The sequence below is a fragment of the Neobacillus oceani genome (assembly GCF_046237595.1).
Lineage (GTDB): Bacteria > Bacillota > Bacilli > Bacillales > Cytobacillaceae > Bacillus_D > Bacillus_D oceani.
In genome coordinates, this window is record NZ_CP143543.1 from 3,635,891 (window position 1) to 3,661,121 (window position 25,231).

General features: G+C 44.2%; 19 protein-coding genes. 1 reads left to right on the forward strand and 18 read right to left on the reverse strand.

What is annotated here, in order from left to right; translation table 11 throughout:
• Window position 1 precedes the first annotated feature (1 nt).
• From V1499_RS18400 to V1499_RS18450, 11 genes are all read right to left on the reverse strand, one after another.
• The gene (locus V1499_RS18400; protein WP_409271461.1) at window positions 2-1,417 is read right to left on the reverse strand and encodes a DnaJ domain-containing protein; all 1,416 of its coding nucleotides are present in this window, start codon (window positions 1,415-1,417) and stop codon (window positions 2-4) included.
• 381 nt (window positions 1,418-1,798) lie between these two features.
• Window positions 1,799-2,422: a hypothetical protein gene (locus V1499_RS18405; RefSeq protein ID WP_409271463.1), complete on the reverse strand. Its 624-nt coding sequence runs from the start codon at window positions 2,420-2,422 to the stop codon at window positions 1,799-1,801.
• Window positions 2,409-3,233, reverse strand: coding sequence for a hypothetical protein (locus V1499_RS18410; RefSeq protein WP_409271464.1), 825 nt, complete (start codon window positions 3,231-3,233; stop codon window positions 2,409-2,411). The genes V1499_RS18405 and V1499_RS18410 overlap by 14 nt, the downstream gene beginning before the upstream one ends.
• A gap of 125 nt (window positions 3,234-3,358) precedes the next feature.
• Complete coding sequence (locus V1499_RS18415) at window positions 3,359-4,234, reverse strand: ADP-ribosylglycohydrolase family protein (protein WP_409271465.1); 876 nt, start codon at window positions 4,232-4,234, stop codon at window positions 3,359-3,361.
• A 607-nt stretch (window positions 4,235-4,841) separates the two neighbouring features.
• A complete protein-coding gene (gene ebgA, locus V1499_RS18420; protein WP_409271467.1) occupies window positions 4,842-7,904 on the reverse strand; it encodes a beta-galactosidase subunit alpha in 3,063 nt (1,020 codons plus the stop codon).
• A gap of 19 nt (window positions 7,905-7,923) precedes the next feature.
• A complete protein-coding gene (locus V1499_RS18425) occupies window positions 7,924-8,754 on the reverse strand; it encodes a carbohydrate ABC transporter permease (protein WP_409271468.1) in 831 nt (276 codons plus the stop codon).
• Window positions 8,751-9,677 carry a carbohydrate ABC transporter permease gene (locus V1499_RS18430; RefSeq protein ID WP_409271470.1) on the reverse strand — a complete coding sequence of 309 codons (927 nt, stop codon included), beginning with the start codon at window positions 9,675-9,677 and terminating at the stop codon, window positions 8,751-8,753. The genes V1499_RS18425 and V1499_RS18430 overlap by 4 nt, the downstream gene beginning before the upstream one ends.
• Before the next feature lie 77 nt (window positions 9,678-9,754).
• Complete coding sequence (locus V1499_RS18435; protein WP_409271472.1) at window positions 9,755-11,047, reverse strand: ABC transporter substrate-binding protein; 1,293 nt, start codon at window positions 11,045-11,047, stop codon at window positions 9,755-9,757.
• A 136-nt stretch (window positions 11,048-11,183) separates the two neighbouring features.
• Window positions 11,184-12,758 carry an aminomethyl-transferring glycine dehydrogenase subunit GcvPB gene (gene gcvPB / locus V1499_RS18440; protein WP_409271474.1) on the reverse strand — a complete coding sequence of 525 codons (1,575 nt, stop codon included), beginning with the start codon at window positions 12,756-12,758 and terminating at the stop codon, window positions 11,184-11,186.
• Window positions 12,759-12,800: 42 nt separating this feature from the next.
• Window positions 12,801-14,183, reverse strand: coding sequence for an aminomethyl-transferring glycine dehydrogenase subunit GcvPA (gene gcvPA / locus V1499_RS18445; RefSeq protein WP_409271476.1), 1,383 nt, complete (start codon window positions 14,181-14,183; stop codon window positions 12,801-12,803).
• Between the two features lie 25 nt (window positions 14,184-14,208).
• Window positions 14,209-14,988, reverse strand: coding sequence for an SDR family NAD(P)-dependent oxidoreductase (locus V1499_RS18450; RefSeq protein ID WP_409271478.1), 780 nt, complete (start codon window positions 14,986-14,988; stop codon window positions 14,209-14,211).
• A gap of 253 nt (window positions 14,989-15,241) precedes the next feature.
• Between V1499_RS18450 and V1499_RS18455 the strand changes: the two genes are divergently transcribed.
• The gene (locus V1499_RS18455; RefSeq protein ID WP_409271480.1) at window positions 15,242-16,651 is read left to right on the forward strand and encodes a sigma-54 interaction domain-containing protein; all 1,410 of its coding nucleotides are present in this window, start codon (window positions 15,242-15,244) and stop codon (window positions 16,649-16,651) included.
• Between the two features lie 38 nt (window positions 16,652-16,689).
• Here the strand turns inward: V1499_RS18455 and V1499_RS18460 are convergent, their stop codons facing one another.
• The 7 genes from V1499_RS18460 to V1499_RS18490 all read right to left on the reverse strand — a co-directional run bounded on the left by V1499_RS18460 (window position 16,690) and on the right by V1499_RS18490 (window position 25,046).
• Window positions 16,690-16,914, reverse strand: a complete 225-nt coding sequence (locus V1499_RS18460; protein ID WP_409271482.1) for a hypothetical protein — start codon at window positions 16,912-16,914, stop codon at window positions 16,690-16,692.
• A gap of 87 nt (window positions 16,915-17,001) precedes the next feature.
• Window positions 17,002-18,705 carry an amylo-alpha-1,6-glucosidase gene (locus tag V1499_RS18465; protein WP_409271484.1) on the reverse strand — a complete coding sequence of 568 codons (1,704 nt, stop codon included), beginning with the start codon at window positions 18,703-18,705 and terminating at the stop codon, window positions 17,002-17,004.
• A 566-nt stretch (window positions 18,706-19,271) separates the two neighbouring features.
• The gene (locus V1499_RS18470) at window positions 19,272-20,099 is read right to left on the reverse strand and encodes a carbohydrate ABC transporter permease (RefSeq protein ID WP_409271486.1); all 828 of its coding nucleotides are present in this window, start codon (window positions 20,097-20,099) and stop codon (window positions 19,272-19,274) included.
• Window positions 20,100-20,116: 17 nt separating this feature from the next.
• Window positions 20,117-21,070, reverse strand: coding sequence for a carbohydrate ABC transporter permease (locus tag V1499_RS18475; protein WP_409271488.1), 954 nt, complete (start codon window positions 21,068-21,070; stop codon window positions 20,117-20,119).
• Window positions 21,071-21,136: 66 nt separating this feature from the next.
• Window positions 21,137-22,390: an ABC transporter substrate-binding protein gene (locus V1499_RS18480; protein WP_409271489.1), complete on the reverse strand. Its 1,254-nt coding sequence runs from the start codon at window positions 22,388-22,390 to the stop codon at window positions 21,137-21,139.
• 141 nt (window positions 22,391-22,531) lie between these two features.
• On the reverse strand, window positions 22,532-23,290 hold the full coding sequence (locus tag V1499_RS18485) for a response regulator (RefSeq protein WP_409271491.1): 759 nt from the start codon (window positions 23,288-23,290) through the stop codon (window positions 22,532-22,534).
• Window positions 23,247-25,046: a sensor histidine kinase gene (locus tag V1499_RS18490; protein ID WP_409271493.1), complete on the reverse strand. Its 1,800-nt coding sequence runs from the start codon at window positions 25,044-25,046 to the stop codon at window positions 23,247-23,249. The genes V1499_RS18485 and V1499_RS18490 overlap by 44 nt, the downstream gene beginning before the upstream one ends.
• Window positions 25,047-25,231 lie beyond the last annotated feature (185 nt).

Below are 25,231 nucleotides of genomic sequence, written 5' to 3' on the forward strand. Positions count from 1 at the left end.
TCTACTTTTTTTTTATTTCAGACAAAAAATTCGGGTTCAGTTCATATAAATCAGGATATTTTTGCTTGAGTCGATCAATCCCTTGTTTCACCTTGTTAGGCTGCTCATAGGACATCTCATCAAGAATATCGTCAAAATAACGCTCCCGCTCATCCTGTTCAAAATCCGATAAATAGAGAGCGATTAATCGCTTCAATGAGTTGGTGATTAACGAATCATTTTTCATTTGATCATATTGCTCATGCTCTCTCTTCGAAACCATTGCCTGGTCCATGACATCACTGAACAAATCCTTGCGGGCTTCATATATGGCAGGATATTTAATCATCAGCCTTTTGATGGAGGAAATCGTTTCTTCTGGTTGATTTTTAGCAATATAATTGCAATTATGTAACATGACTTCTACTGATTCTTCAAACTCCTCTTCATCCATACTGCTCCCATATATATAAAGACCCGCGGCATGTCTTAATGGGTCCAATACCTTTTGGTCCTTACTAAGTGAGTTATTTTCACGTATCAGTTCTTCATTGCCGCTTGTGTAATTGTGAAGTTCCCCGATATCATCATTAGAGGGATCAAGTTGGATTGCCCGCTCCGTAAGTCTCTTTGACCAGTCATACATCATTACTTCATTTAAATCGTAAGCCAGTTTTGCATACTCCCTTGCAACATATGCCTTTTCTTCAGGATGGTTTTCTAGGAGCTCCTCAATCCTTGCAAAAGAACGCTCAATGCTGGATTTATCCCGTTCATGGATATCAATTTCAACTAGTTTAAAAAGATAATAGAACTTATGGAAACCTTCATTATCTTTTGATAGGATGGCATTCTCAATCGCTTTTCTCGCCTGCGAATATTGCTCGTTTCGAATATGTAGCTCATAAAGGGAATACATAATATTGATATCATTCGGGTCCAGCCGAAATGCTTCATTTAAATGAAAAACAGCTTCTTCTATATATCCTGATTTTTCACAAGCAAATGCCAGGTTTGATTGATACACAGCATTTTCAGGCTGCATTTCAATTAGCTTCCGGAATTGGGCAATCGCCTTATCCAATTCCCCGTCATAGCATAGAGCCAGGCCTAGTTGATTCCTAATGTTATGCAAGCTCGGCTCGATAATCAAAATCCTTTTAAAACTCGTAATTGCCTTCTGAAAATCCTCTTCATCCATCGCGGAAAAGCCCTCGGCCTCCAGCTGTCTAATCTCATCACCGTATTTCGACATCGTATCGTATTCTTTTCGGGAATCGGGATCACTAAGAATTTCATACGCTTTCCGAATCTTTTTAAATTCCTCTGGATATTTCTCAATCGGGTATTCCCTAATCTTTTTTATGTATGCTTTTCTTATTTCGTTTGGGGCACATTCCTCTGTTACCTCCAAAACACTATAAAAATTATCTTGCAACCTACTCACATCCTTGAAAACAGGATTTTACTTACTTTACAATTAATACATTTCTATTAAGAACATAGTACTAAATTTCTTTTGATGAGTTTGTCGGATTTTGTCGAAAATAAGCAAATGTTATCAAATTATTCCTGTTATTAATGTAGGTTCCAAGACAGCAGAGCGGTAGCAAATACCCAACATTATCAGTCCCCATGCAAAAAAAGCCCCCGTTTTAACCGCCGAAGAGGTTAGTAAGGAAGGCCAACTCATTTAATCTACATATGTTAAAACCCACTACAAAGCAGAAGATTCATCATGAACTAGGGGACGATCCACGCTCCACTTCTTCAACCAGATACACATGGTAAATACCCAAACCAAAAGTAGTTGCAACTCCTACATTTCCATGCTCACGCTGTTGTATTCATCAATTAATCTACTGACATACTTATCTTGGAGAAATTCAGCATTTTTGACATCCATTAGTTCATAACCCCAGAAAGTAAAAGTATGATTATTTATTTTGTTATGCTTTCTATTTGTAAACGTATATTTACGGCCATCCAATATAAAGTCAGTTTGATGCTGAAAGTTCTCCCCTGCTAGCCTGTCCTTGTCTTCAAAGAGTGTATACTTTACCCACCAGGCTTCCGGTCTGGGCATTTTGGAAAACAATCTGGGGAGCTTTATCAAGGTTGCACTTAATGAAGGGATCAGTTCAAGCTTTTCCTGCCTGTGATAAAACTGAATATTAACTCCAATCACGTATTGATCTTGTTTCTCTCCCTCGTCTACTTTGCCGTTATAGTAATACCTTGACATAAACAGAGGAAAAAACCTTAAATACGAATTAGAATTTTGATTTATATCTCTACTAGGCTCACAGCCAATCTTTGTATCGGTTGGCAAAAAACCTTCTTTCTCAAAAAGCTGATCTAAATCTTTTAAAATCAAAATTGAGTTATTTACTATTTCAAGTGTGTTTTTAATTGTAATCATTGCTTTTTCAGACGTTCCCATTCATCATTACCTCCATGTTATAAAAAACTTCCATTTTCTGCACATCTTTTAATCCGGAAAAATACGACTTTACTGGAACTGAGATAGCTTGAGAATGAAATTTCCAATTTAACAGATTTTCACCAACCAATTGAAAACCCCTAAAACTCTTGATCCCCTTACGTTCCAAATACCTTAATAAATCTTCCTTAATTTTGCTATCTCCTTCGCTAGAAGGAGACCAGACTGACAGCTCATTGTGAAAAGTAAGCCATGATAACCAATAGAGTTCAGGATTCCGAAATTCTGCTTTTTCTCTTCTAATCGTTCGCAGTGAGTTTTCAATGTCTTGCTTAGGAAATACATGATTTAAGGTTAAATAAATCAAAACCTTTTTTGCAGTTTTATATTCAGTTCCTATCTTTTCGTATAAAGAGCCAGAATGGAGATCCCAGTATTCACGTGCCAGCTGGTCATAAAATTTCTGATTCAGATTGTTTTCGGCTTCTAGCTCTGCCGGATCCTCGCCTGATTTGCCGCTAAAATATTTCACTTCAATTAAGAATAAATAGGACTGGCTATCTGTTTTTAATGATAATAGTAAATCGGGTTCGGAACGTTCTAACCGGGGCCAAAACCACATCCTTACTTGTGGATTCTCCCCTTCAATATGTAAAGTCTGGTTGTTAACATTCAAACTGTTTCTTAAAAGTGAGCATATCAAGCTCCCATTTGAAAGATAATTCAACGTTCCAAATACGTTTGACGTTAGTATATCCTCACGATTCTCAAGCTCTGATGGTACTTTGCCATGTACAAATGCCTTTAACATACTGACCTCCTTTGAATCTTTAGTAGATTCTCATGAACCTCGTTCCGTCGGGAAGCATCGTACGGCTGTTTTCAGCATCGATTTGAAATGCGCTTCAATTCCTCGAGATACCCTCCCAAAATCCGTTACACTTCCGCCCTGCCCCTAATTTCATAAAGAATTTCGGCAAGTTCCTCAAGGTATTCCCGTTCCTTAAGGACATTGGTATGCTTGGATGGGATACGCCCGCTTCCAACTTCAATGCCCTTAAGCCCGCCGGCGATGGCCGCGATTGTGTCGCTGTCATCCCCTAAGTTTACGGCTCCAAAAATCACATCTTCGTAACTTTTCCGGTTAAGCAGCCAGTAAAATACCCATTTCAGCGTATGGACAACATAGCCGCTTGGCTGGCAATCAGGTTCTCTGCTGTAATCCATGTCATAGCGGGTACCTTTTATTTCGGTTAATATCGAAGCCGTTAACTCCTCACCGAGCAGGAGCCTTCTAGCGATAGGGTTGTAGATGATGCAAGCTTCCGATGCCGTATCGTCATGATGGGTCATTTTCGACTGTAAAGCAGATACTTCCTCGATTTTGGTAAGGTCCGAATAAGCGAAAGCGATTGGCAGGCACCTCATTAGCGACCCGTTTCCGGCACTCAATCCTAATTGCCGATGTGCAGCCTCCGCCGCCGCAAACCAGTCCCCCTCATAATGGTGGAAAGCTGTTGAAATCGTGATTCCGATATCCTTTGGCTTCGTTGCCCGCCAGGCCAGAAATTCCTTTCCTATTTCCTCAATTGGATTGGCGGAGTTCGCAATGATGCCCCTTGCTACAGCTATGGCCATGGCCGTATCATCCGAAGTCTCGCCACGCTCAAATCCAAAACAGCCGCTGCCAAGTATCTCCTTAACCAAACCGTATTTCCGTTCAATCTCGTCCGGGCTCATGAACTCCGTAGCCACGCCCGCAGCATCACCTACTGCTAACCCAATCAAACCCCCTTTGATTTTTTCCAGCACCGAAATCGCTCCCCACTAATGATTTTTTAAAAACTATGAACATTGGATTCCTAAAAAAACTGTTCTTCATTCGGTTACCTTCGAACACTGAATTTCTTACACAACTAATTCGATAACTGGTTCCTTTTTCCTGCCGACTTTACAAAATATTACAATTAAGCCCCTTTGGGGAAAAATTGGCCCATACACCAAGCCAACAAAACCAGCGCCCAGCAAGCAAATTCACACCAATCACCATCAGCCTACACACCCCAACTCCGGATAAAAGAAAATGCCCCCGGTAGAACGGCTGCAGCAGTTCTGACGGGGGCTTTAATCATTTAGGCCTAACTTATTGAAAACTGTTCGATGTTTCCCTACTTATCAAAATGCAAAAATAGGTCTGTCCTCTGCTTCAACAGAAACACAATATAATAGAAGAAACTCGTGCTACCTACAAAGTGAAGCACTAGATCCGTCCGCTCTTCATAAAGAAGAAACTCTCCATTGAGCGACACATCTTGGCATTTTAGTAAATCTTTGTCGCCCATCCGGATTTGTGCGACACCTTTTCAGGTTTTGGCCAAATCTTTGTCACTCAATGGGATTTGAGCGACACTTCCCCCAATCATCCCAACCGCCCGAGTTCGACGGCCGTGATTTCTTCTTCATTAAATAATGTCATTCGGAACGCCAGTGTAAAGTCTTCGAAGCCGCACTGGTATTTTTTCAGCTGGTTTTGGCCGCAGGAGTTGCTGCCTAAACCGTTTTGCTTGTAGTCGAGATTTAGGACGACATAGTCGCGGGGCTTCAAATCAATCGTATGTTTTGCATGCTCAAGGTCGCTGATTTCATACCGCGATGCACTGAAATCAAATTTCTTATTTGTGGTGAAAATTACGCCGTTTTTATTTTGGTCGGTTAAGCTTACCCAATCACAGTCAGAGCGGTTGCCGTTTTCCTGCGGCTTTACGTAATTGGTGAACAGCTCATCCACTGTTTTCCGATATACGCCAAAGTGATTCGCCTCTTTGGAATCGACGTAGCTTTCTCCTGGCCCTCTGCCGCGCCACTGTGCAAAAGCAAAATCGTTATTTAAGGCCATTTTTACCCCGAGCCGTGGAATCATGGCTGGAGCATTTTCTTTCATACCGGAAGCAATCCCATTAATCCGGAATTCAATATCGCCGTCCGCATGGATTCTATAAAAATATTGAAGCTTATAATGCCACGAACTGTTTGTTGTCCCGAACAGAGCATCCGTCTGCCACTCGAAAACATCGTCCTTTAACCCGTATTGGACCTCTTCGACGATTTCATGGCCCAAATGCATAAAGTATTTCGTTCGGTAATCGTTCAGCAAATACATATCGTTGTCAATCGGAGCGCGCCAGAACTGAAATTGCGGCCCTCTTTCAAGCTGAACCTTCCCGTTGCGGACAACCTCTTTGAGGGTCCCTTTTACACGGTCAAACGTTACAGAAAAGCCTCCGCCGCTTACAGTTACAAAAGCACCTTCCCTATTCACCTGGAGGCCAGAGCCACCGCCAGCATGTACCTTGGGAAGCTTGTTTTTCCCTGGGAGCTCAAACGAGGCGTTCGCCAGCTCATGTCCTTTCGGCGCCCATGGCGTATCGGATTTAAGTTTGTAAGAAAAGGCCAAATAATACTTTGCACCGTTGATTTTTTCAAATTCTCTCATTAAAGGAAGTTGGATTTCCGCGGTTACACGCCCGCCCAATTCTGGGAGCTCCACTGTAAATGAGTCTAAAAGTCTATCATCCTCAAACAACGAGCAGGTTAACTCCAAATAATTCAAGGCAATGAAATCGTACCGGTTAATCAGGCGGAACAGCCCTTTTTCAATATCCACACACTCGGTCTGAACCGGTTCAATTACCTTTTTATACTCAAGCAGGCTTGGTGACGGGGTTCCATCTGGCATAATCAGCCCGTCAATGCAGAAATTCCCGTTGGTTGGATCATCGCCAAAATCGCCGCCGTAGCGATAGTACACTGTGCCGTCATCAGCTACTGTTTCAATTCCATGATCAAACCATTCCCAAATAAATCCGCCTTGAAGCTTGTCGTGTTTATAAAATAAATCCTGATATTCCTTTAAATTGCCGGGACCGTTCCCCATCGCATGAGCGTACTCACAGAGAATATGCGGCTTCTTCGAGTTTTCAATGATTTTATCCATCGTCAGCCTGTCATCGTTCCGCTCCAGCCATGTATACATCGTGCTATAAACATCAGTGACTTCCGCTTCACGGTCTCCTTCATAATGGACAAGGCGGGTTGGATCCATTTCCTTCGCCAGCTTTGCCATTGCCCGGAAGTTATGCCCAAAAGATGATTCATTTCCAAGCGACCACATGATAATGCAAGGATGGTTTTTGTCGCGCGCAATCATCCGTTCCATCCGCGACACATGAGCCAATTCCCACTCTGGATCATCGCTGATCCAATCATATTTCCCGGTCAGTTCAAAGCCATGGCATTCCAGATCGGTTTCATCGATTACATACATACCGTATTCATCACAAAGATCATACAAGTAATAGGAGTTCGGGTAATGAGCGGTCCGAATCGCATTAATATTGTGGCGCTTCATCGTGATAATATCACGCTCAATTTCTTCTTTTTCCACAACCCGGCCCGTCTTCGGGTTATAATCATGGCGATTGACACCCTTGAGCTTAATGGCAACCCCATTGACGAGGAATGTTTCCCCGGAAACGACAATTGAACGAAAGCCGACTTGCTGGCGGATTACCTCAATCGGCTCGCCGGCACTGTCCCTTACCGTCATATAGAGATGGTAAAGGTTTGGTATTTCCGCACTCCACTTTAACGGGGCTTCAACCAACCGGCTGAAAGCTTCAGCGCCCTTTTTCTCTTCAATAAATACCCGCTCGCCGGTGGATTCGATCAGTTCATACGTTATCGTCTGGCCGCTATGCTCCGTAAGTTTAACAGAAACAGACAAAACCGCATCCTCATTGTCGCCGTCCAATTCGGTATTTACGGAAAAATCATAAATCCCGGCAGTAGGCCTCGTATAAAGCTCAACATCGCGGAAAATCCCGCTTAGCCACCACATATCCTGGTCTTCTAAATACGTCCCGTCCGACCACTGAAACACCCGGACCGTCAAACTGTTGCTCCCGGCGCGGCAAAGATCCGTGATATCGAACTCAGCCTGAATCCTTGCCCCCTTGCTGTATCCTGCAAACTCGCCGTTCACATACACTTCATAGGCGGAATCGACCCCATTGAAGCGGAGAATGAGTTGTTCCCCGTTCAAATTCGTAGGCACCTCGAACTCCCGGCGGTAAATTCCGGTCGGGTTTTCCGTTGGTACACGCGGCGGAATAATCGGGAAATTATACCATAGGTCGGAATAATGCATCTTTCCATACCCTTGCAGCTGCCAATTTCCGGGAACAGCTATCTCATCCCATGCACTTGCATCAAATTCATCCAAAAAGAAACCTTCCGGAGAATATTCAGGCGCTTCCAGGAATAAGAATTGCCATGTACCGTTCAGCTTCTGATAATGACGGCTTAATTCCGGTTCATTTACAACAGCTGCTTCCCTATTCGGATAACTGAAGAAATGTGTTCGGGCAGGCAGCCGGTTGATTCCATCAGTCTTAATGTCTTCCCATCTCTTTAAATTTTTCATTCTTTTCTCCTTTCAAAGGCTATTCTTTTACCGACCCGCCAAGGATGCCGGAAATGAATTGTTTTTGCAGAATTAAAAAGAAAATCATAATCGGAATCGTCGATAAAGTTGTTCCGAGCATTAATTGGCCATAATCAATACGCGCCATTCCAATAATACTGGAAAGGGCGACAGGCAATGTAAACATTTCCTTAGAATTCAAGGTAATGAGCGGCCATAATAGGCTGTTCCATTGCGACATGAATTGAAAAATCGCTACCGCCGCAAGCGCTGGCCGTGTTACGGGTAAAATAACGCTAAAAAAGATTTTCAACTCTCCAGCTCCATCCACTCTCGCTGCCTCAATAAGCGAAGTTGGAACCGCTCTCATATTTTGCCTCATTAAGTAAATGGAAAATGGTGCGGCAAGGGTAGGCAAAATGATCGCTTGATATGTATTTAGCCAATCCAGGAACACCATCAATTCAAACATCGGAATCAATGTCACTTGCGCAGGAATCAGCAGTGAACAAAAGATAACAAAAAAGAACGGGTTCTTTCCTTTAAAGTCAAATTTGGCAAAGGCATAACCCGCCATCGCACTGATCAATGTACTCGCCGCTGTGTACACAAGGGCAATGAACAGAGAGTTAAAAAAAATTCGGCCAATCCCCAAGGCTTCGTTCAGGGATTGAAAGTTCTTCAGAAGATTATCACCGGGTAAAAGTTTAGGCGGAACACGGAAAATCTCTCCAGACTGAAGCGTAGAACCAATCACCATCCAATAAAATGGGGCAATTGATAAAATCACGCCAATCATCAGCAAAAGATAAATGACAACTTTTTTCGGAGTGTTTTTTGAATGGATCATTCTTTGAAGTCACCTACCAATTTCATCTGAATCAGAGAAATAATCGCCGTAATGATCACAAGAACATAGGCGATGGCTGAGGCATATCCAAATTCAAAATATTTAAAGCCGACGTTATATAAATAAAGGGTAATCGTCATGGTGGCGCTGTTAGGGCCGCCATTTGTCAAAATAAACGGCTCATCGAAAAGCTGCAACGTACCTATCGTGGACATCACAACCGTAAAAATAAATACTGGCTTCAACTGAGGAATCGTAATCATAAAGAATTGCCTTATTTTCCCCGCCCCGTCCATACTCGCTGCTTCATATAATTCACCGGGGATGTTTTGCAGGCCGGCAAGAAAAATGACCATATTGTAACCGGTCCATCTCCATGTCATAACTAGAATGACTGAAATTTTGGCCCAAACAGGCGATGTCAGCCAGGGAATTGACTTAAGCCCCAAAAATGACAGGGCATAGTTGACCAATCCATAACGCTCGTCCAGCAAAATCATGAAGACAATCGATGCGGCAACAAGTGCGGTAATTGACGGCATGAAATAGGAGATCCGGAAAAACGACTTTGCCTTAACCATGGAGGAATGGAGCCCGACAGCGATTAACAAGGCAGTAAACAGCATGATTGGAACCTGGATGATCAAAATTTGCGCTGTATTGATCAAAGCTTTATAAAAAATCGGGTCATGGAAAAGCCTGGTGTAGTTTGCAAATCCAACAAATGTTTTTTCCACTCCGCGAACCTCTTGAAAGCTTAAAATGAACGACGATATGATCGGATAAACCGTAAATACTAGCGTTAAAAGAAACGCAGGACCAATAAAAAGATACGGGGCACTTTTAGGAGTAATTAATTTTCTTCTTGGTTTCACTTGTAGGGCTGCGTCTGGTTTCACGGACTTTTCTATTTGTATTTTCATCCCCCACGGTCCCCTTCCTAAAAAATTGCTAGAAATGAGAGAAGAAACATCCCTCTCTCATTTCTCGAACAGAATCATTATCTAATTTGGTTTTCTAATTGTTTTTGGGCATCCTTTAAAACGTCTTCAACTGATTTATTCTCAAGCACAATGGCTGCTTGGGCGTCTCTTGTCACGGTGCTCGCTTTTGCAAGATTTTCGTTCAAATAAACTGTTGGCACCTGGTCTACAATATCAGCGAATTTTTTGAAGATCGGGCTGTTATTGAAGTATTCGCTGTTTTCAGTGAATTGTGGTGCGTCATACGTACCCTTCAAAGATGGGAACAGACCGTATTTTTCAAATCCAAGAAGCTGCGCGTCTTTATCGGTTGTAAAGAAATCCACAAATGCATAGGCGGCAGCCTGGTTTTTGGTAGATGCAGGGATCAGGATGGAGGAACCCCCCACGTTTGCATATCGGGTTCCGCCTTCCTTAAATCCTGGCAGATAGAATACATCCCATTGCCCTTTCAAATCCGGCGCCTGGTCCATGATGGTCCCGGCATACCAAACACCGTATGGGACGGTCGCTACCGATCCGTTTACTGTTGCCGTGACAATCCCATCCCAACCATTGTTTTGCAGGACTAATCCCTTGTCATACATTTCCTTGATAGTCTTCATCGCCCGGATTGCCTCAGGAGATTGCAAGGCAATTTTGTTATCTTTATCAAAATAGGACATGCCCTGCTGCTGCATCATCATCGCAAAAACGCCATCATGATTTGGAACATCGATTGGCAGCAGCTCGGCGCCAGTCGCGGCTTTAATTTTCTCGCCAGCGGCAATATAGTCCTCCCAAGTTTCGATTGAATTTGGATCGACATTTGCCTGTTTGAAAAGATCTACACGATAGAACACTCCGGCTGGGCCGATATCCCAAGGTGCGGCAATGAAATTTCCATCCTGATCCTGGACAGACGCTATTTTCGCCTCATTAAATAAATCTTTATGCTTGTCGTAGCCAAGCTCGCTTAAATTGAGAAATCCTTGTGGAAACTGATGGACATACCCCGGAATCCGCTCATCCTCCACCAATACAACATCCGGAAGGCCGGAACCGCGCGCAGCCAAGCCAACCGTTAACTTGGAGTAGAGGTCATCGCTGTTGAAATCCTCTACTTTGACTTTTACATCGGGATATTTTTCCTGAAAGCTTTTTACCGATGCTTCCAGAGTCGCAGCGGCAACATCCCAGCCCCAAACGGTAATCGTGCCTTTTGGATTTTTGCTATCGGCGGATGCCGTTTCCTCGCCGCCGGATTTATTGGAACAGGCCGCGAGCAAAAGCAGAAGCAGCACTAGCATAATGGACATGTATTTTTTCATGTTTCATTCCCCATTTTCGAATGGATTTTTTGGATTTTTCTTTTTAAAATATCCTGTGCGTTTGGGTTCTTCACCACAATCGGTTACATACCAAAAACTAAATGAACCACCTTATGGTGAAGAACCTCAATTCCTTTTACAGCTCAACCTTCTCCGGTGCCTGCGTTTTTTTCAAGTATGAACGCCAGGTGATGGCCCATTTTTCAGGATTATCAAAATCATCCTCGTCCTTGATGAGATGATTCGTGCTGTTATGTGGCGCAGATTTGACGAGTTCCGGATTGGTATAGGCTTCTTCTGATATTTGGGTCAAGGATGCGATGTACTCATCCAAATCGGCCTTTGATGGAGTTTCCGTCGGCTCAAGTGTGAACGGCTCCGGTACGACATATGGGTGGTGGCTCGTCCAATAATGATGGGCGAAATCAGCCATCCGGCGGGAGACATCATCGGTCGTCACACCGGTGTCTTTCGTTAATTGCTCCCAGCTGTAGCGAACCTGCTCCAATCTTTGTCCCTTAATATATGGCGCGCTTGCCCCTTTAATTTTCAGGACCTTATGGTATAAATAATTATTGTTAAGCACGGCAACCTGCGCAACCTCCTTCAGCCCATCCGGCCCAAGGGCGCGAATCCAGGCATAGGCGCGAAGGACGTGCTGCGGAACGCCCTGGAACGAACGGACCTTGCCGATGCTGTGCTTCAGATTATCATTCAACACATATTGATCGCCGTCTTTTTCAACAATCGGCCCCGGCAAGAATTCCTTAAGCCTGTCGACAACGCCCAAGGCCCCTGTAGCCGGACCACCGCAAGCATGCGGAGTTGAGAAGGTTTTGTGAAGGTTAAAGAAGCACATATCAAACCCGGCTTCCTTAGCCCTTGTAATCCCTAGGAGCCCATTGGCATTTGCTTGGTCATAATAGCAAATCCCGCCCGCTTCATGGACAATCCTCGTAAACTCCTTAATCTTCGGGTTATAAATTCCGGTATCTTCAGGGTTCGCGACAACAAATCCAGCTGTTCTTTCAGATACGGCCGCTTTCAGCTTCTCGAGATCTGGAAACCCGTCCTCGTCCGGATAAAGTGTAATAATTTTATAGCCTTTTACGGCTGCGGTTGCTGCCTGCGAAGGATGGGAAAAGATTGTTGTAATAATTTCATCGCGCTGGTCCGCTTCGCCATTTGCTTCGTGGTATGCCCGAACGATCGATGCCATCGCGAATAACGCTTGGGTGCCGCTCCCCGGTTGAAAAGAGAAATAGTCCATCCCGGAAACCTCTCGTAAGGCGAGCTCCAACTTATGGGTGATTTCAAGAATCCCCTGTACCGTACTGACATCCTGTAGTGGATGGAGCTCCGTCATTTTCGGTGATGCCGCGATTGCCTCATTAATTTCCGGAGAGTATTTAATCGTGCACGTGCCTTGGCCAATTTCTACGTTAAACGCAGAGCCCAGCACTTCCTGTGACAACCGTAAATAGTGTCGCAATACCCGATTTTGGGCAATCTCCGGGAGATTCGGTTTTTGTTTCCTAACCATTTCTCCAGGAATGAAGGACACCCCATCCCCTACTTTTTCTTCAATTCCGCTCTCGACCCTTGGCAATGCAACGCCCCGTTCACCGCTTTGATGAAGTTCAAAAATAATTGGCTCATCCCATTTTGCCTGATGGAATTGCCTAACTTTGCCTCTTTTAATCCTTTCCACGTACACCATTCCTTTCTTTTTGGCTTATGACTTACGATTCGATCACAAGAAGTCTTTGATTGTTTGGACTAAACGGTCGATATCGGCCTTCGTATGAATTTCAGTGATACAAAACAGTGCGCACTGGCCAAACTCCGGGAATTCCTCCGATAAATCCTTTCCTCCAAATATTCCGTTGTCCAATAAATATTGATTGATTTCCTTCACTGTTTTTCCTGTCCGGTTAAAATCAACGACGAACTCTTTAAAGTTGGCTGATTCAAAACGGGATGCAACGACGTTCGGGATGTTCCCGATTTCACCCATCGCATATTGGGATTTTTGCATAATCGTTTTTCCAAGCTCATACATGCCATTCGGGCCAAGCAGCGACAGGTAAACCCCGGCTGTAATCCCCCAAAGGGCTGTTTGTGTCCCGACGGATTCCTTCCCCTTTTCTCTTTGGGCAAAGGATGTCCGGTCGTAAAACACATCGCCAAAACCATACTCGCCCTCTACAATAGTTGGCGCGATTCCGAATAGGCGTGATGGGTATTCTTTGATAAAGGTTAGGTCATCATGTGTGGCAATAAAGCCCGCATGGCCTCCCCCATAATTCATATGCATGCCAAGCGGCTGCAGATCGCCGCAGACAATATCAGCACCGTAATGGCTTGGCGGCTCAAGGACGCCGAGCGAACTCGGGTCGACGCCGACAATCGTAATAGCCCCAACATTTTTTGCGAGATTGCTAATCTTCTGTCCCTTCGTTTCGATGAAGCCAAGGTACGATGGATTTTCAAAATAGACCGCAGCAGTATTTTCGGAAAGCTTTCCTTCCAAATCGCTCAAGCTGATTTGTCCGGAATCTTCCTCGTAATCTACGAGAATGCAAGTAACTTGTGGTGAACAGTAGTTTTCAATAATTTTCAACCGGTCAGGCGAAATCGTTTTCGGCAGTAAAGCCTCAGATCGTCCGGTAATGCGGTGAGCCATCCGGATTGAAGTCGCCGCTGCCTGCGCCCAATCAAAGGTCGGAACATTCACGACATCCATATCGACCAATTCAGCCATTAGGCTCTGATATTCAAACAATGCCTGGAATCGGCCGTGGTCCTCGTACGGATCCCCCGCATAGCCGGTCACAAATTCGGCGCGCTGGTTCACTTCATCGCACACAGCCGGTACAAAATGGTTCCAGCAGCCTGCACCAAGGAAATTCAAATACTCATCGGCTGTTTTATTTTTGTTTAAAATTCCTTCTACATATTTCTTCAACTCGTACTCCGGCAGCGCTTCCGGAATGTTCAATTCCCCTTTAAATTGCAGCTCCTCCGGTATTCCGACAAAGAGCTCCTCAATCGTTTCGACCCCGATTTCCTTTAGCATTTCCTCCTGCACTTCAGGAACGGTATTCGGTATGTATGGATGTGCTGTTTTTCTCATCATTTTCTCTCCTTTTACATTTGATTTAAGCCAAGCCGCCGCCGTCAACTGTTAAAACGGTCCCTGTCACCCAGGAAGACATATCGCTTGCCAAAAATAACACGCCTTTTGCAATATCACGCGGTGTGCCAATTCTCTCGAGCGGCCGTCCAACCGCCGATGAATCAAGGAACTTCGCTTCATCCACATGCAATTGCTTTGCTTCATCCCGCAAAAGAGGCGTATCCGTATCCCCCGGGCAAACGCAGTTCACACGGATATTTTGTTTCCCATGGTCGATGGCCATTGCCTTGGTCAAATTCACCACGGCGGCTTTTGCCGCGCAATAGGAGGCTGCCTGATCGCCGCCTTTTAAGCCCCAGCCAGAACCTGTGTTGACAATGCTGCCCCCGCCGTTTTTCTCCATGATTGGAATCACATATTTTGATAGTAAAAATGCTCCTTTTAGAGAAACATTGATAACCAAATCCCAATCCTCTTCCGTATGCTCAACGACCGTTTTCCTGCGAATCAAGCCGGCATTATTAAATAAAACGTCAATTTTGCCAAATTGCTGCTCTACCTCGGAGGCTGCCTTTTCACAATCCGCCGCCGAAGTGACATCACATTTAAAGAACTCGGCTTTATATCCTTTGTCACGCAATTCCTTTGCGGCCTCGCCGCCTCGCTCTTCGTTAATGTCAAGCAACGCGACGGCTGCTCCGGCTTCGGCAAAAAGCTCGGCAGTAGCGAGTCCGATTCCGGAAGCACCGCCAGTAATCACCGCAACCTTATCTTTGATTCCTAATAATTCTTCATAATTCACTAGTTTCCCATCCTTTCAAATTTGCTTCGATTGAAAAACTATCTTTCACCTTATTAACTATGCAAGTAGTGTGCCAACTTTTAATTTTCTGAAAAAAGGTGATGAATAGAACGCTTTCGTTTTGTGTTTTTCAAAATAACCCTCCTGTCATATGTCAGAAATGACAAATCGAAGTCAAAACTGGCAAATTTCATTTGAATATTCACACAATTACGATATTATAGGGATAGTAACAGTCATTGGAGGTCCATGAATGCCTTTATTAAACTCGATTTCAAAAGTCATCCAAGCCTTTTCAAACTTGCTGCATGTTGATATTGCTTACTTTAATCCGAAAGGTGAACTAATTGCCGCCACAGAGGAGTATATTTTGCAGAAAGGGACAAAGGTTCACACCCCGTTTTTCAACAATTTATATGGGCACCACATAACATTCCTTCACGAGCCAGGTAAAATGAAATCGTGTATTGGCTGCCATTTTATTAATCATTGCCCATCCAAGGCCGAACTGATTCAGGACATGATCATCAATGGAAAAAAATACGGTTATTTGTCATTCGTCAGTTTCTCACCGGAAAACGAATTCAAGCTTATTGAAAGCAAAGATTACTATATTGAATGGCTTTCTCGGCTAAAAGAAATCATTATTTCTATTGTGCGGGATACCGATGTGTTTAAAGCGGTTGATAATCGCTATTCCGCCATGGGAAATTATATTTTCGGAAAAAGTAAAACGCTTACAAATATTCGGAGTTTAATAAAGAATATCCACAATAGCACCTCATCGATCTTAATTACGGGCGAAACCGGTACAGGAAAGAGTTTACTGGCCCAGTATATCCATGAAACCAGCCTTGTTAACAAAGGGCCGTTCATTGAATTGAATTGTGCCGCAATCCCGGAAAGCTTATTTGAAAGCGAAATATTCGGCTATGAAGAAGGCGCGTTTACAAATGCGAAAAAGAACGGAAAAAAGGGTTACTTTGAACTGGCTGATAAGGGAACATTGTTCATGGATGAAATTGCCGATCTGCCTTTGAGCCTGCAGCCGAAACTTTTAAAAGTGCTGCAGGACGGTATGATTATGCGCGTTGGCGGTACAAGTTCCAAAAAAGTAGAGGTCCGGCTTATTTCCGCAACCAATCAACCCGTAAACGAGCTAATAAATGAAAAGCTTTTCCGATCCGATTTGTTTTACAGGCTCAATGTCATCCCGATCACGATTCCGCCCCTCCGCGAAAGAATGGAAGATTTAGAGCTTTTGACCATTCACTTTATGAAAAAGTTAAAAGCGCGCACCGGAAAAATGATTGATTCCCCGACAGAGGAATACATGCAAATCCTCTCCGCCTATCACTGGCCGGGGAATCTACGCGAGCTGGAAAATGTCATAGAATACAGCATGAATATAGAATCAAAGAATACGCTGACAAAGGATTCACTCCCGCCCTATCTGACCAATTTGTCAGGAAGCCGGCCCATGCAGTCCGAAAGAATGATTAGTTCAAAACCTGGCCTAGCTCAAGCAGAACGTGATGTGATTATCCAAAAACTGCAGGCCTACGAAAACACCTACAACGGAAAACAACAAGCCGCAAAAGACTTAGGGATCAGCATCCGCACCCTGTACAGGAAAATGGAAAAACTCGAAATTGAAATATGATGGCTGATTGATGAACGGCGTTTACAGAATAAAAGCGGCTACGCGGGGAGTATGGCAACCAAATCCCCGACTAAGCCGCTTTTCTCTATAAGTAAGCAAGCCTTATCCGAGAGTAATCCTCTCTTATCAGTAAGTAACACACTTTTATCAGCAAGTAAGGCTCTTTTATCAGTAAATAAATCTCTTTTATTAGTAAATAAATCTCTTTTACCAGTAAATAAATCTCTTTTATCAGTAAATAAATCTCTTTTATCAGTAAACAAGTCCCTCGTATCAGGAAGTATGGCTTTGTAATACGAGCGCCCGCTCTTATCCCGAATCAATCCGGACTCTAATCCAAGAAGCCAACCTTATCCTTGAACTGCCTCCTCATTTTCCTGCAACAAATTGCCGAGCATCAAAAACACGCTGGATGTCCAAGTGAATGCTGGATCCCGCAAGCCGGCGCCCGTCAAAGCATTGAAGTTTTCCGCCATCCCGGATTTTGAAGCCATCCTGCAAAACCGCCTGGAAATCTCAAGTGCGAGCTCTTTTTCACCCGCCGAGAGCAGTCCATCCACCACGAGCATCGTTGTCGGCGCCCAAATCGGCCCCCGCCAGTAGCCGTCTTCTTTATAGAACGGGCTGGACGGCAGCTCTGTCGCCAGGCCATTCTCTGTTAAAAAACCCTTGTTTTTAATTCCATCGACCAATTTCCCCCGAATCCCAGCCGGCAGCCTTTTTCCAAGAATAATAGGAATATAGAGAACAAGGCTGTCTGATTCAATCACTTCATGGGTGCCGGACTTCTTCGCCACAAACCGCTCGCCGTCCCAGAAATGATCAATCATTCTTGTCAGTAGTTCCTCAGATTCCCGCCTCCACCTTACTGCTTCATCTTCGCGGCCCAGCTTCTCCGCTATTTCCGCCAGCACGTCCATTTGCAGCACTAAAAACGAAGACAGGTCCGGACTTTCCACCGGAGGTCCCATTCGAAAAATCGTGCTGTTATCCCAGCCGCTGTCATTTCCGTGATTGTATTGCGGAATGCCATCCCCATCACTATCCTGGTACGTCAGCCACCAATTTGTCCATTTGGCCAACGGCTCGTATACTTCCTTCAGTTTCTCAGCAGTCACATAATCGGTTCGTTCCCAAATCCGCCTTAATGTCCAGCCATGAATCGGAGGCTTTGTAAAATTCCACAACGCAAAGCGATTGTTGACGAAATCCGACAGCATCCCCGATTCATCCTGCAGGTCAAAGAAAATCATGAACTGGTCCCAGGCAAGCTCCGGTGAATTTTTCGTAAGCGCCATCGCATTAAAGCAATGGTCCCAGCTCCAAATGTTCGTCATCCAGTTTTTCGACATGTACATCGCCGGCCTCGTCAGCATCCCCTCAGGCGAAACAACGCAAGACCACGTAATATAACTCGCCAGCTCACGGCCTTCCGCATGCTCATCTGGCACCGAAAGAACGCGCTGAAACCATGTCTTGTACTCCTTTTCAACGAGCTCATGCCCTTGTGAAAAAGAAACATAGGATCTCGGCCGATACACAGTCGTATACTCCTCCATCACGCATTCCATCTCCGTCGACGGTCCAGGGAGAAGATTCACGATGATTCTTTCACAGCGCTGCTCCTTGAACGGGGCATCCATCTCAATCCGCCCCTTTACCGTGGTAAGCATATAACGCATTTCCTGCGACGAATGATTCACTTCCCAGCGGTTCTCGCCAACAAGGGCCGCATAATCATAGGCACCGGTAATCCCCGTCAGCCTAACCCCAACTCCTTCGCTCCGTATTTGCAAAACCCGCGCTTCCGTAATGCAAAATTCCGCAAAGCCTTCCCCCGATTTAAGGAGCAGCAAACTCGGAGACATTTCTGATTGATAAGACACGGGCTCGCCATCCTGGATCAACTCAACCCGGAACACCTCGCCAAAACCATTATCCCCGTTCCGGATGTTCCGTATATAAAGCGCCCCATCCCCGCCCCCTCTATGCTTCGGTGAAATTGTAATAAACGAACCATAACGGCTGAAAGGGATTTTATTAACATCAAACATGCAGTCACTTCCTTCTTAAAAAATCAAAATGTACAGGTCGCTGACTAGTGATATTCACTATTAAAATTCGCAAAAAGTAGTAGGGGTCTGACGCTTACTAGTGATTTTTGCGAATAACTAGTGATTTACCACTCAAATCCGCAGACAGCAACTAGTGATTTTTGACTATTAAAATTCGCAAAAAATAGTAGGGGTCTGACCCTCACTAGTGAATTTTGCGAATAACTAGTGATTTTCGGTCGCATTTTCTAGCCAATGCAGACTATTGTGTGTGATTATGAATGCCGAACTTATGTTGATTGGAGCGGAGGGCGCCGACTCCTCGAAAATGCTACGCATTTTCTTCGTGCGTGGGCAAATTCGAGGATGCCATTCAATGTCCTGCGGGAATAGCTGGCCAGGGGAGACCCCGCAGGCATGGGTTTCGCCGAGGAGGCTCCCGGACTGCCCGCGGAAAGCGTGCGCCCGGAGCGCAAATCAACATATTTTACTATCAAACAATCACTAAAAAAATGGATGAACCAAGATTCATCCACACACTCAAATCAAGTTGTCCACACAAACTCTTATTTCAAACCAGTAGTCTGCACACCCTCGACAATTTTCTTTTGCGCGAAAAAGAACAAAATAAGCGGGAAAAGACTGATCAGGAACGTAACCGCCATGAGGCCGTTCGTATCCACGTCATAAACCCCTTTGAACTGCGCCAAACCAAGCGTCAACGTATATTTGCTCTGGTCATTCAGGAAAATCAACGGGCCTAGATAATCATTCCAGCTGCCAATTATGTTAAACACCGCAATCAGCACGATGACCGGCCATACGAGCGGCAAATAGATTTTGTAATAGATTTGGAATACATTAGCCCCATCCATTTTTGCAGCCTCATCCAGTTCTTTCGGAATTGACATGATGAATTGCCGCAACAGGAAAATATAAAACGCGGAACCGAACCAGGAAGGAACAATCAATGCCTTCAGCGTGTTGATCCAGCCGAACATATTAAATTCCATATATTGCGGGATCATCGTTACTTCCCATGGAATCATCATGGTCGCAAGCAAAATAATGAACAGCGTATCCCGCCCTTTAAATCGAAACCGTGCAAAACCGTACGCAACAAGGGTGGATGAAATAATCTGTCCAAGGGTCGTCATCACCGTGACCGTCAAACTATTCATTAGGAAAGTATTAAATGGCTGGCTGTTCCATGCTTTGGCAAAGTTCTCGAAATGCCATACGGAAGGAATGAATTTCGGTGGATATTGGCTAAGCTCTACCGGGCCTTTCAGCGCGGTCATCACCATCCAAAAAAACGGCAAAAGAAATAAGAGCGACAGGACAATCAACAAACCATACACAATGATTTTCTGGATACGCATTTTCCCTTTCATCCGGAATCGGCACCTCCTTACTTTTCTTTATTTTTCACTTCACTTTCGTAAAACACCCACATGCTCGAGGATTTAAAAACAAGCATCGTTAAAGTCAGCACAATAAGGAACATGATCCACGCATTGGCCGATGAATAACCCATTTTGTAATATTTGAACGCATTTTCGTATACATACATTGCATAGAAATAGGTCGACTGCATCGGGCCGCCGCCTGTCAACACAAGTGCAAGCGTCAAGGTTTGAAACGCCCCGATAATCGTCATAATCAAATTGAAGAGAATCGTCGGCGATAATAAGGGAACGGTGATTTTGAAAAATTTATAAAGCTTCCCGGCCCCATCAATTTCCGCTGCCTCGTATAAATCCTGGGGAATATTTTTCAAACCCGCCAGGAAAATCAACATCATCGTCCCCTGGGCCCATAAACTGGCGATCACCATCGCACCGAGTGCCCATTTTGCGTCACTCAGCCATCCTGGCCCCTCAATGCCAATTAACGAAAGCAAGTAGTTCAATATACCGTATTCGCCATCAAAGACCGTCCGCCAGATCATCGCCAGCGCAACACCGGAAATAACGGAGGGAACATAGAAAAACGTGCGGAAAAGCGAGCTACCCTTTACCTTTTGATTCAGTAAAACAGCCAGCAATAAGGCCAAAGTAATATTTAATGGAACAAAGATCATCGAATATTTCACTGTAATCCATAAGGAATGCCAAAACAGCGGGTCATCCGTAAACATCGTTATGTAGTTGGAAAACCCGACAAATGTCACTTCCCCGACAATCGGCCAATCAAAAAAACTAATCACAAGTGAAAACAATAGCGGTCCAAGCGTAAACACAATAAAGCCAATGATCCACGGTGCAATAAACAGATAGGGGACCAATTGCCCCCATTTCCTTTTCTTCTTAACCTGAAGTGCCGGGGGTGCAGTGCCAGTGCCAATACTTAAGCCGGATTTCATCGAATGCCTCCTCTGCCATTTTATGAAGGCTCCACAACACGTTGGTGGTTGTGGAGCCTTTGCCGATTATTTTGATAAATATTTCTCCGAATCCTTCACGGCTTTATCGAGCAATGGCTTTGTATCCTGTCCAATCATCGCCGCATTGATGGCAGCGGACAGGTTGCGGTTTACCTCGTTCCAATTCTTATTCAATAGGAATGCAGGAGAATTATCCGCTTTTTCCAGCATGGTGTAGAATGGGCTATATAATGGATCTTCCGTTACTTTTGTTTCTTCAGCAACACTTTTTCGGACAGGCAGGTCTGCTGTTCTCATCTTGATTGCCTGTTCGGAAGAGAAGAATTTTACAAACTTCCAGGCCAGCTCTTTTTGCTTTGAATCTTTCGCGATTGAAATCGATGACGAGTTAATCAATCCTTTTACAGGCTTTGAACCAAACGCTGGCATTACCACCGTTCCAAAGTCTACCTTTGCATCTGTATAACTTTTAACAGACCAAACGCCATTGATAAGCATTCCGAGTTTGTTCGCTTTGAAAATCTCGCTGGCGCTTTGTTGATTCGCCCCGCCCGTCGAAACCGCGATTCCTTCCTTGATCATATCGCCGTACATTTGCAGCGCATCAACCGTTTCCTTGCTATTCATGACCCCATCAATTTTCGTGCCGTCTTCCGAGATGAAGCTGCCGCCGTTGCTCCAAACCAAACCTTGCAAATCGTACGGATCCGGCTCGGACGTTACCGCAAAGCCATATTGTTTCTTGCTTTTATCCGTAAGCTTCCTGGCATTTTCTATAAATTCGTCCCATGTCCAGCCATCCTGCGGATAAGGAATCCCCGCCTCGTCATAAAGCTTCTTATTATAATAAACAACCATTGTGGAGAAGCCGGCCGGCATTCCATAAAGTTTTCCGTCCACTTTTGAATAGTTGAACAGACCCTCGTAAAAATCGTCCATGTTGAGATCGGAATCTTCCTCTGTATATCCATCAAGCGGTTCAAGCGAATGGTGGTACGTCGTAAAATCCCACATATACATTACATCCGGGGGATTTTTTGCTCCGAATGAAGCGGCAATCTTTTGATCAAACCCATCTCCGTAAGCCTCTACCTGCACCTTTACATCTTTATTTTCTTTTTCAAACGCTTTTGCGATATCCTCCTGGATTTTCAATGTATTCCCTGCATCCCAAGTGGCAAAGCGCAAAACCGTTTTTCCGTCCTTTTTCTCCTTTCCGGACGAAGTGTTCGAACTGCACGCGCTCAACAAAAGAGCGATTGCGATTAACAGAGACAAAACTAAATTCCTCTTCTTCATAAGACCCCTCTTTTCTAATTTTTTATCATTAAAAAAGTAACCGCTTTCATTGTATCTTTCCTGAAAGCGGTTAAACACTTCTATTTGTTTGAATTTTCGTGCAATTTAGCCCGGTTTTTCCGAAAATCGTCTTTTTGTTAGCTAGTTCTCGTCTTTTTGTTGGCTTCGATAATCGGATGGCGGAAGTCCGGTGCATCTTTTAAACCATTTGCTGAAATATTTAGCGTCCTGAATGCCAATTTGCTCCCCAACCTCTTGAATATTCAAGTTCGATTCCTTTAATAGCTGTTTTGCAAGCTGGAGGCGTTTCCCTTCAATAAAGTAATGGATGCTGCAGCCCAAGTTTTTCTTAAATAAGGTGCTTAAATGGCTTCTACTCATTCCTACATCATCGGCAATTCCCTCTACGGTCATCGGGCTTGATAAATTCCGGGTAATATACTCGATCGCTTGTTGAATAACCTTTGGATGGCATGAAAAGTCTGCTTCTTCCTTTGAGCCGATTTCTGACAGTTCATTTTGAAAAGAGGAAAGGAATTGGTTTAGTTCTTGGTCATCGAAATCTGTTTTTAATAAATAACCGGATGCCCCAAGCTTTAACCCCTCTTGAGCATACTCAAAATCCTTATGGCAGCTGAGCAGCAGAATTTTCGTATGCGGCCTGCTCGCTTTTACTTTCCTCGAAAACTCAAGCCCATTCTCCTCCGGCATGACGATATCGGTAATGACCACATCCGGTTCGTGGCGCAAAAATTCCTCCCAGCCCCGTTTTCCATTCGGCGCCTCGCCGACAACGGCCATCCCAAACCTTTCCCAATCCACCGTTGCCGCCAATCCCCGGCGCACAATCGTATCATCATCCACAATCAACACTTTGATCGCTGCTCTGGTCATCCTCATTCACCCACCTTTTTGGCCAAGTTATCGAAATCGTGGTCCCTTTGCCAACCACCGAATCGGTGTTGATGTGAAAATCAGTCCCATAATGGATATAAAACTTTTGCTTCACATTATATAAGCCAACGCCGCCGCGCCCTTTCCCAATGGGCCGAGTAAATAATGCTTCCTGCTTTTCCGGAGGGATCCCTTTTCCATCGTCCTTTAAAACGAGCCGGAAATAGGAATGGGTCTCCAAAAATTCGAGGCCGATCGTTCCCGTTCCATCCTCGAATGCATGGAAAAAAATATTTTCAAGCATCGGCTGTAAGGTCATCCTTGGAATCAGCCCTTCTTCAAGGCGCTCGTCCATTTTCAATGAAAACGTAAAGTTTTTCCCATACCGCAATTCTTGGATGGCAAAGAAATGCTGGAGCGACTGCAGCTCCTCTTTGAGCGGAATTAGATCAATCGTGGGATCCAAGTTCTTTTCCAGCACTTTTATGAGATGCATGAGCATCTTGCCGATTTCAACATTTCCATCCATCCGTGCCTTCCATTGGATCGTATTTAACGTGTTAAAGAGAAGATGCGGATTAATTTGATAATGAATCGCCTTCATTTCTGCCTCGCGCTTGGTCGATTCTTTCTCCCTTACCTCTTCCATCAATTGCTTAATTTTCTCAACCATCCGATTAAATTGGCTGCCAAGCTTCCCAATTTCATCCTTCTTATCGTCAGCCAATATTTTTGTATCGAAAATTCCCTTGCTTACTTCATCAATTGCCATTTTCAGCTTGAAAATCCGTTTTGAAAACTGATTGGAAAAAACATAGGAAAGGATGAGAGCCAGGATAAATGCGAACAAAATTCCTATCGAAACCATTTTCAATATGACTTGGGAGGATTCATAAAACTTATCGCGGGGTACTCGGATCTCAACCTCCCAATTATTAATGCTTGTATTCTCTTTCCATAGAATATCGTCGGCCGAGTCTGCCTCCGCACTTTTTGAATGATACATCGGTTGGCCCAATTCATTTCGAATCGTGATCCTGGATTGAAGATCCTCCTCCAGCACCTCCATTAAGTGATAGACATCGTCAATATCTGTTTCGATTAACAGATAGCTATTATTTAATACGCCATAGGAAAACTTCAATGGCACAATTAAGCCAAGGACATGGTCAACTTGATTTTCTTTCAGATGGAACGGTTCATAAATCCCCATTTCCGAGTCCCTGCTCCAAATTGTCCTTTTCCAAATATCCTGCTTTTTAAAGTCCTTTATTTTAAAATCATAATCTCCGTAGTAATAACCGGACGAAGTAATGATATAGATCCCGCGGATGTTCGACTTTTTATGCGCCTGCAGAAGCCTCTGCAAATTATCCACTTCTTTAAAGTCTTCATACGTTCGGGGCTCCTGATGCTGTAAATTAACAGAAGTATTATCCCTTAAATACTGCTCGATTTCCGCCGCGCTAAAATACATATCTTCCAACATTTGATCAAGCTGCGCCTTAATCTTCTCGCCAGCAAAATGGTTATAATTTGAGAGCTTCCCATTCACCACTTTAGAAGACTGATCATACGAAATAATCCCGAGCGTCAACAGCGGAATCAATGCCACGACCAAAAACATGATAAACAATCTCTTCTGTGTACTAAGATTTAGCATCGAATTCACCCATCCCCATATCCCAACCATACTAGATTCGCCGTTTTTTGAAAAGTTAAAAAATATAAGAGCTTTTTCTTTTTGGAAAAATTGGCCCATACACCAAGCCTCATTTCGACAGCCAGACAGAAGATACCCAGTGGTTCGCCATCCACCCTGCACGCACCTTGCCTGAGAATCAATCCAGTGAAAAAACGCCCCAATTAGGACCGTGGTAGCGGCTCCAACTGGGGCGACATACTGGAAGTCTTGTCTTTTACCAAAAGAGGATTTACTATGATTTA

Bases quoted from the DNA above. Each gene is read 5' to 3' on its own strand.
- V1499_RS18405 (WP_409271463.1), bottom strand. From the start codon at position 2,422: ATGGGAACGTCTGAAAAAGCAATGATTACAATTAAAAACACACTTGAA.
- V1499_RS18410 (WP_409271464.1), bottom strand. From the start codon at position 3,233: ATGTTAAAGGCATTTGTACATGGCAAAGTACCATCAGAGCTTGAGAAT.
- ebgA (WP_409271467.1), bottom strand. From the start codon at position 7,904: ATGAAAAATTTAAAGAGATGGGAAGACATTAAGACTGATGGAATCAAC.
- V1499_RS18425 (WP_409271468.1), bottom strand. From the start codon at position 8,754: ATGATCCATTCAAAAAACACTCCGAAAAAAGTTGTCATTTATCTTTTG.
- V1499_RS18430 (WP_409271470.1), bottom strand. From the start codon at position 9,677: ATGAAAATACAAATAGAAAAGTCCGTGAAACCAGACGCAGCCCTACAA.
- V1499_RS18435 (WP_409271472.1), bottom strand. From the start codon at position 11,047: ATGAAAAAATACATGTCCATTATGCTAGTGCTGCTTCTGCTTTTGCTC.
- gcvPA (WP_409271476.1), bottom strand. From the start codon at position 14,183: ATGAGAAAAACAGCACATCCATACATACCGAATACCGTTCCTGAAGTG.
- V1499_RS18455 (WP_409271480.1), top strand. From the start codon at position 15,242: ATGCCTTTATTAAACTCGATTTCAAAAGTCATCCAAGCCTTTTCAAAC.
- V1499_RS18465 (WP_409271484.1), bottom strand. From the start codon at position 18,705: ATGTTTGATGTTAATAAAATCCCTTTCAGCCGTTATGGTTCGTTTATT.
- V1499_RS18470 (WP_409271486.1), bottom strand. From the start codon at position 20,099: ATGAAAGGGAAAATGCGTATCCAGAAAATCATTGTGTATGGTTTGTTG.
- V1499_RS18475 (WP_409271488.1), bottom strand. From the start codon at position 21,070: ATGAAATCCGGCTTAAGTATTGGCACTGGCACTGCACCCCCGGCACTT.
- V1499_RS18480 (WP_409271489.1), bottom strand. From the start codon at position 22,390: ATGAAGAAGAGGAATTTAGTTTTGTCTCTGTTAATCGCAATCGCTCTT.
- V1499_RS18485 (WP_409271491.1), bottom strand. From the start codon at position 23,290: ATGAGGATGACCAGAGCAGCGATCAAAGTGTTGATTGTGGATGATGAT.
- V1499_RS18490 (WP_409271493.1), bottom strand. From the start codon at position 25,046: ATGGGCCAATTTTTCCAAAAAGAAAAAGCTCTTATATTTTTTAACTTT.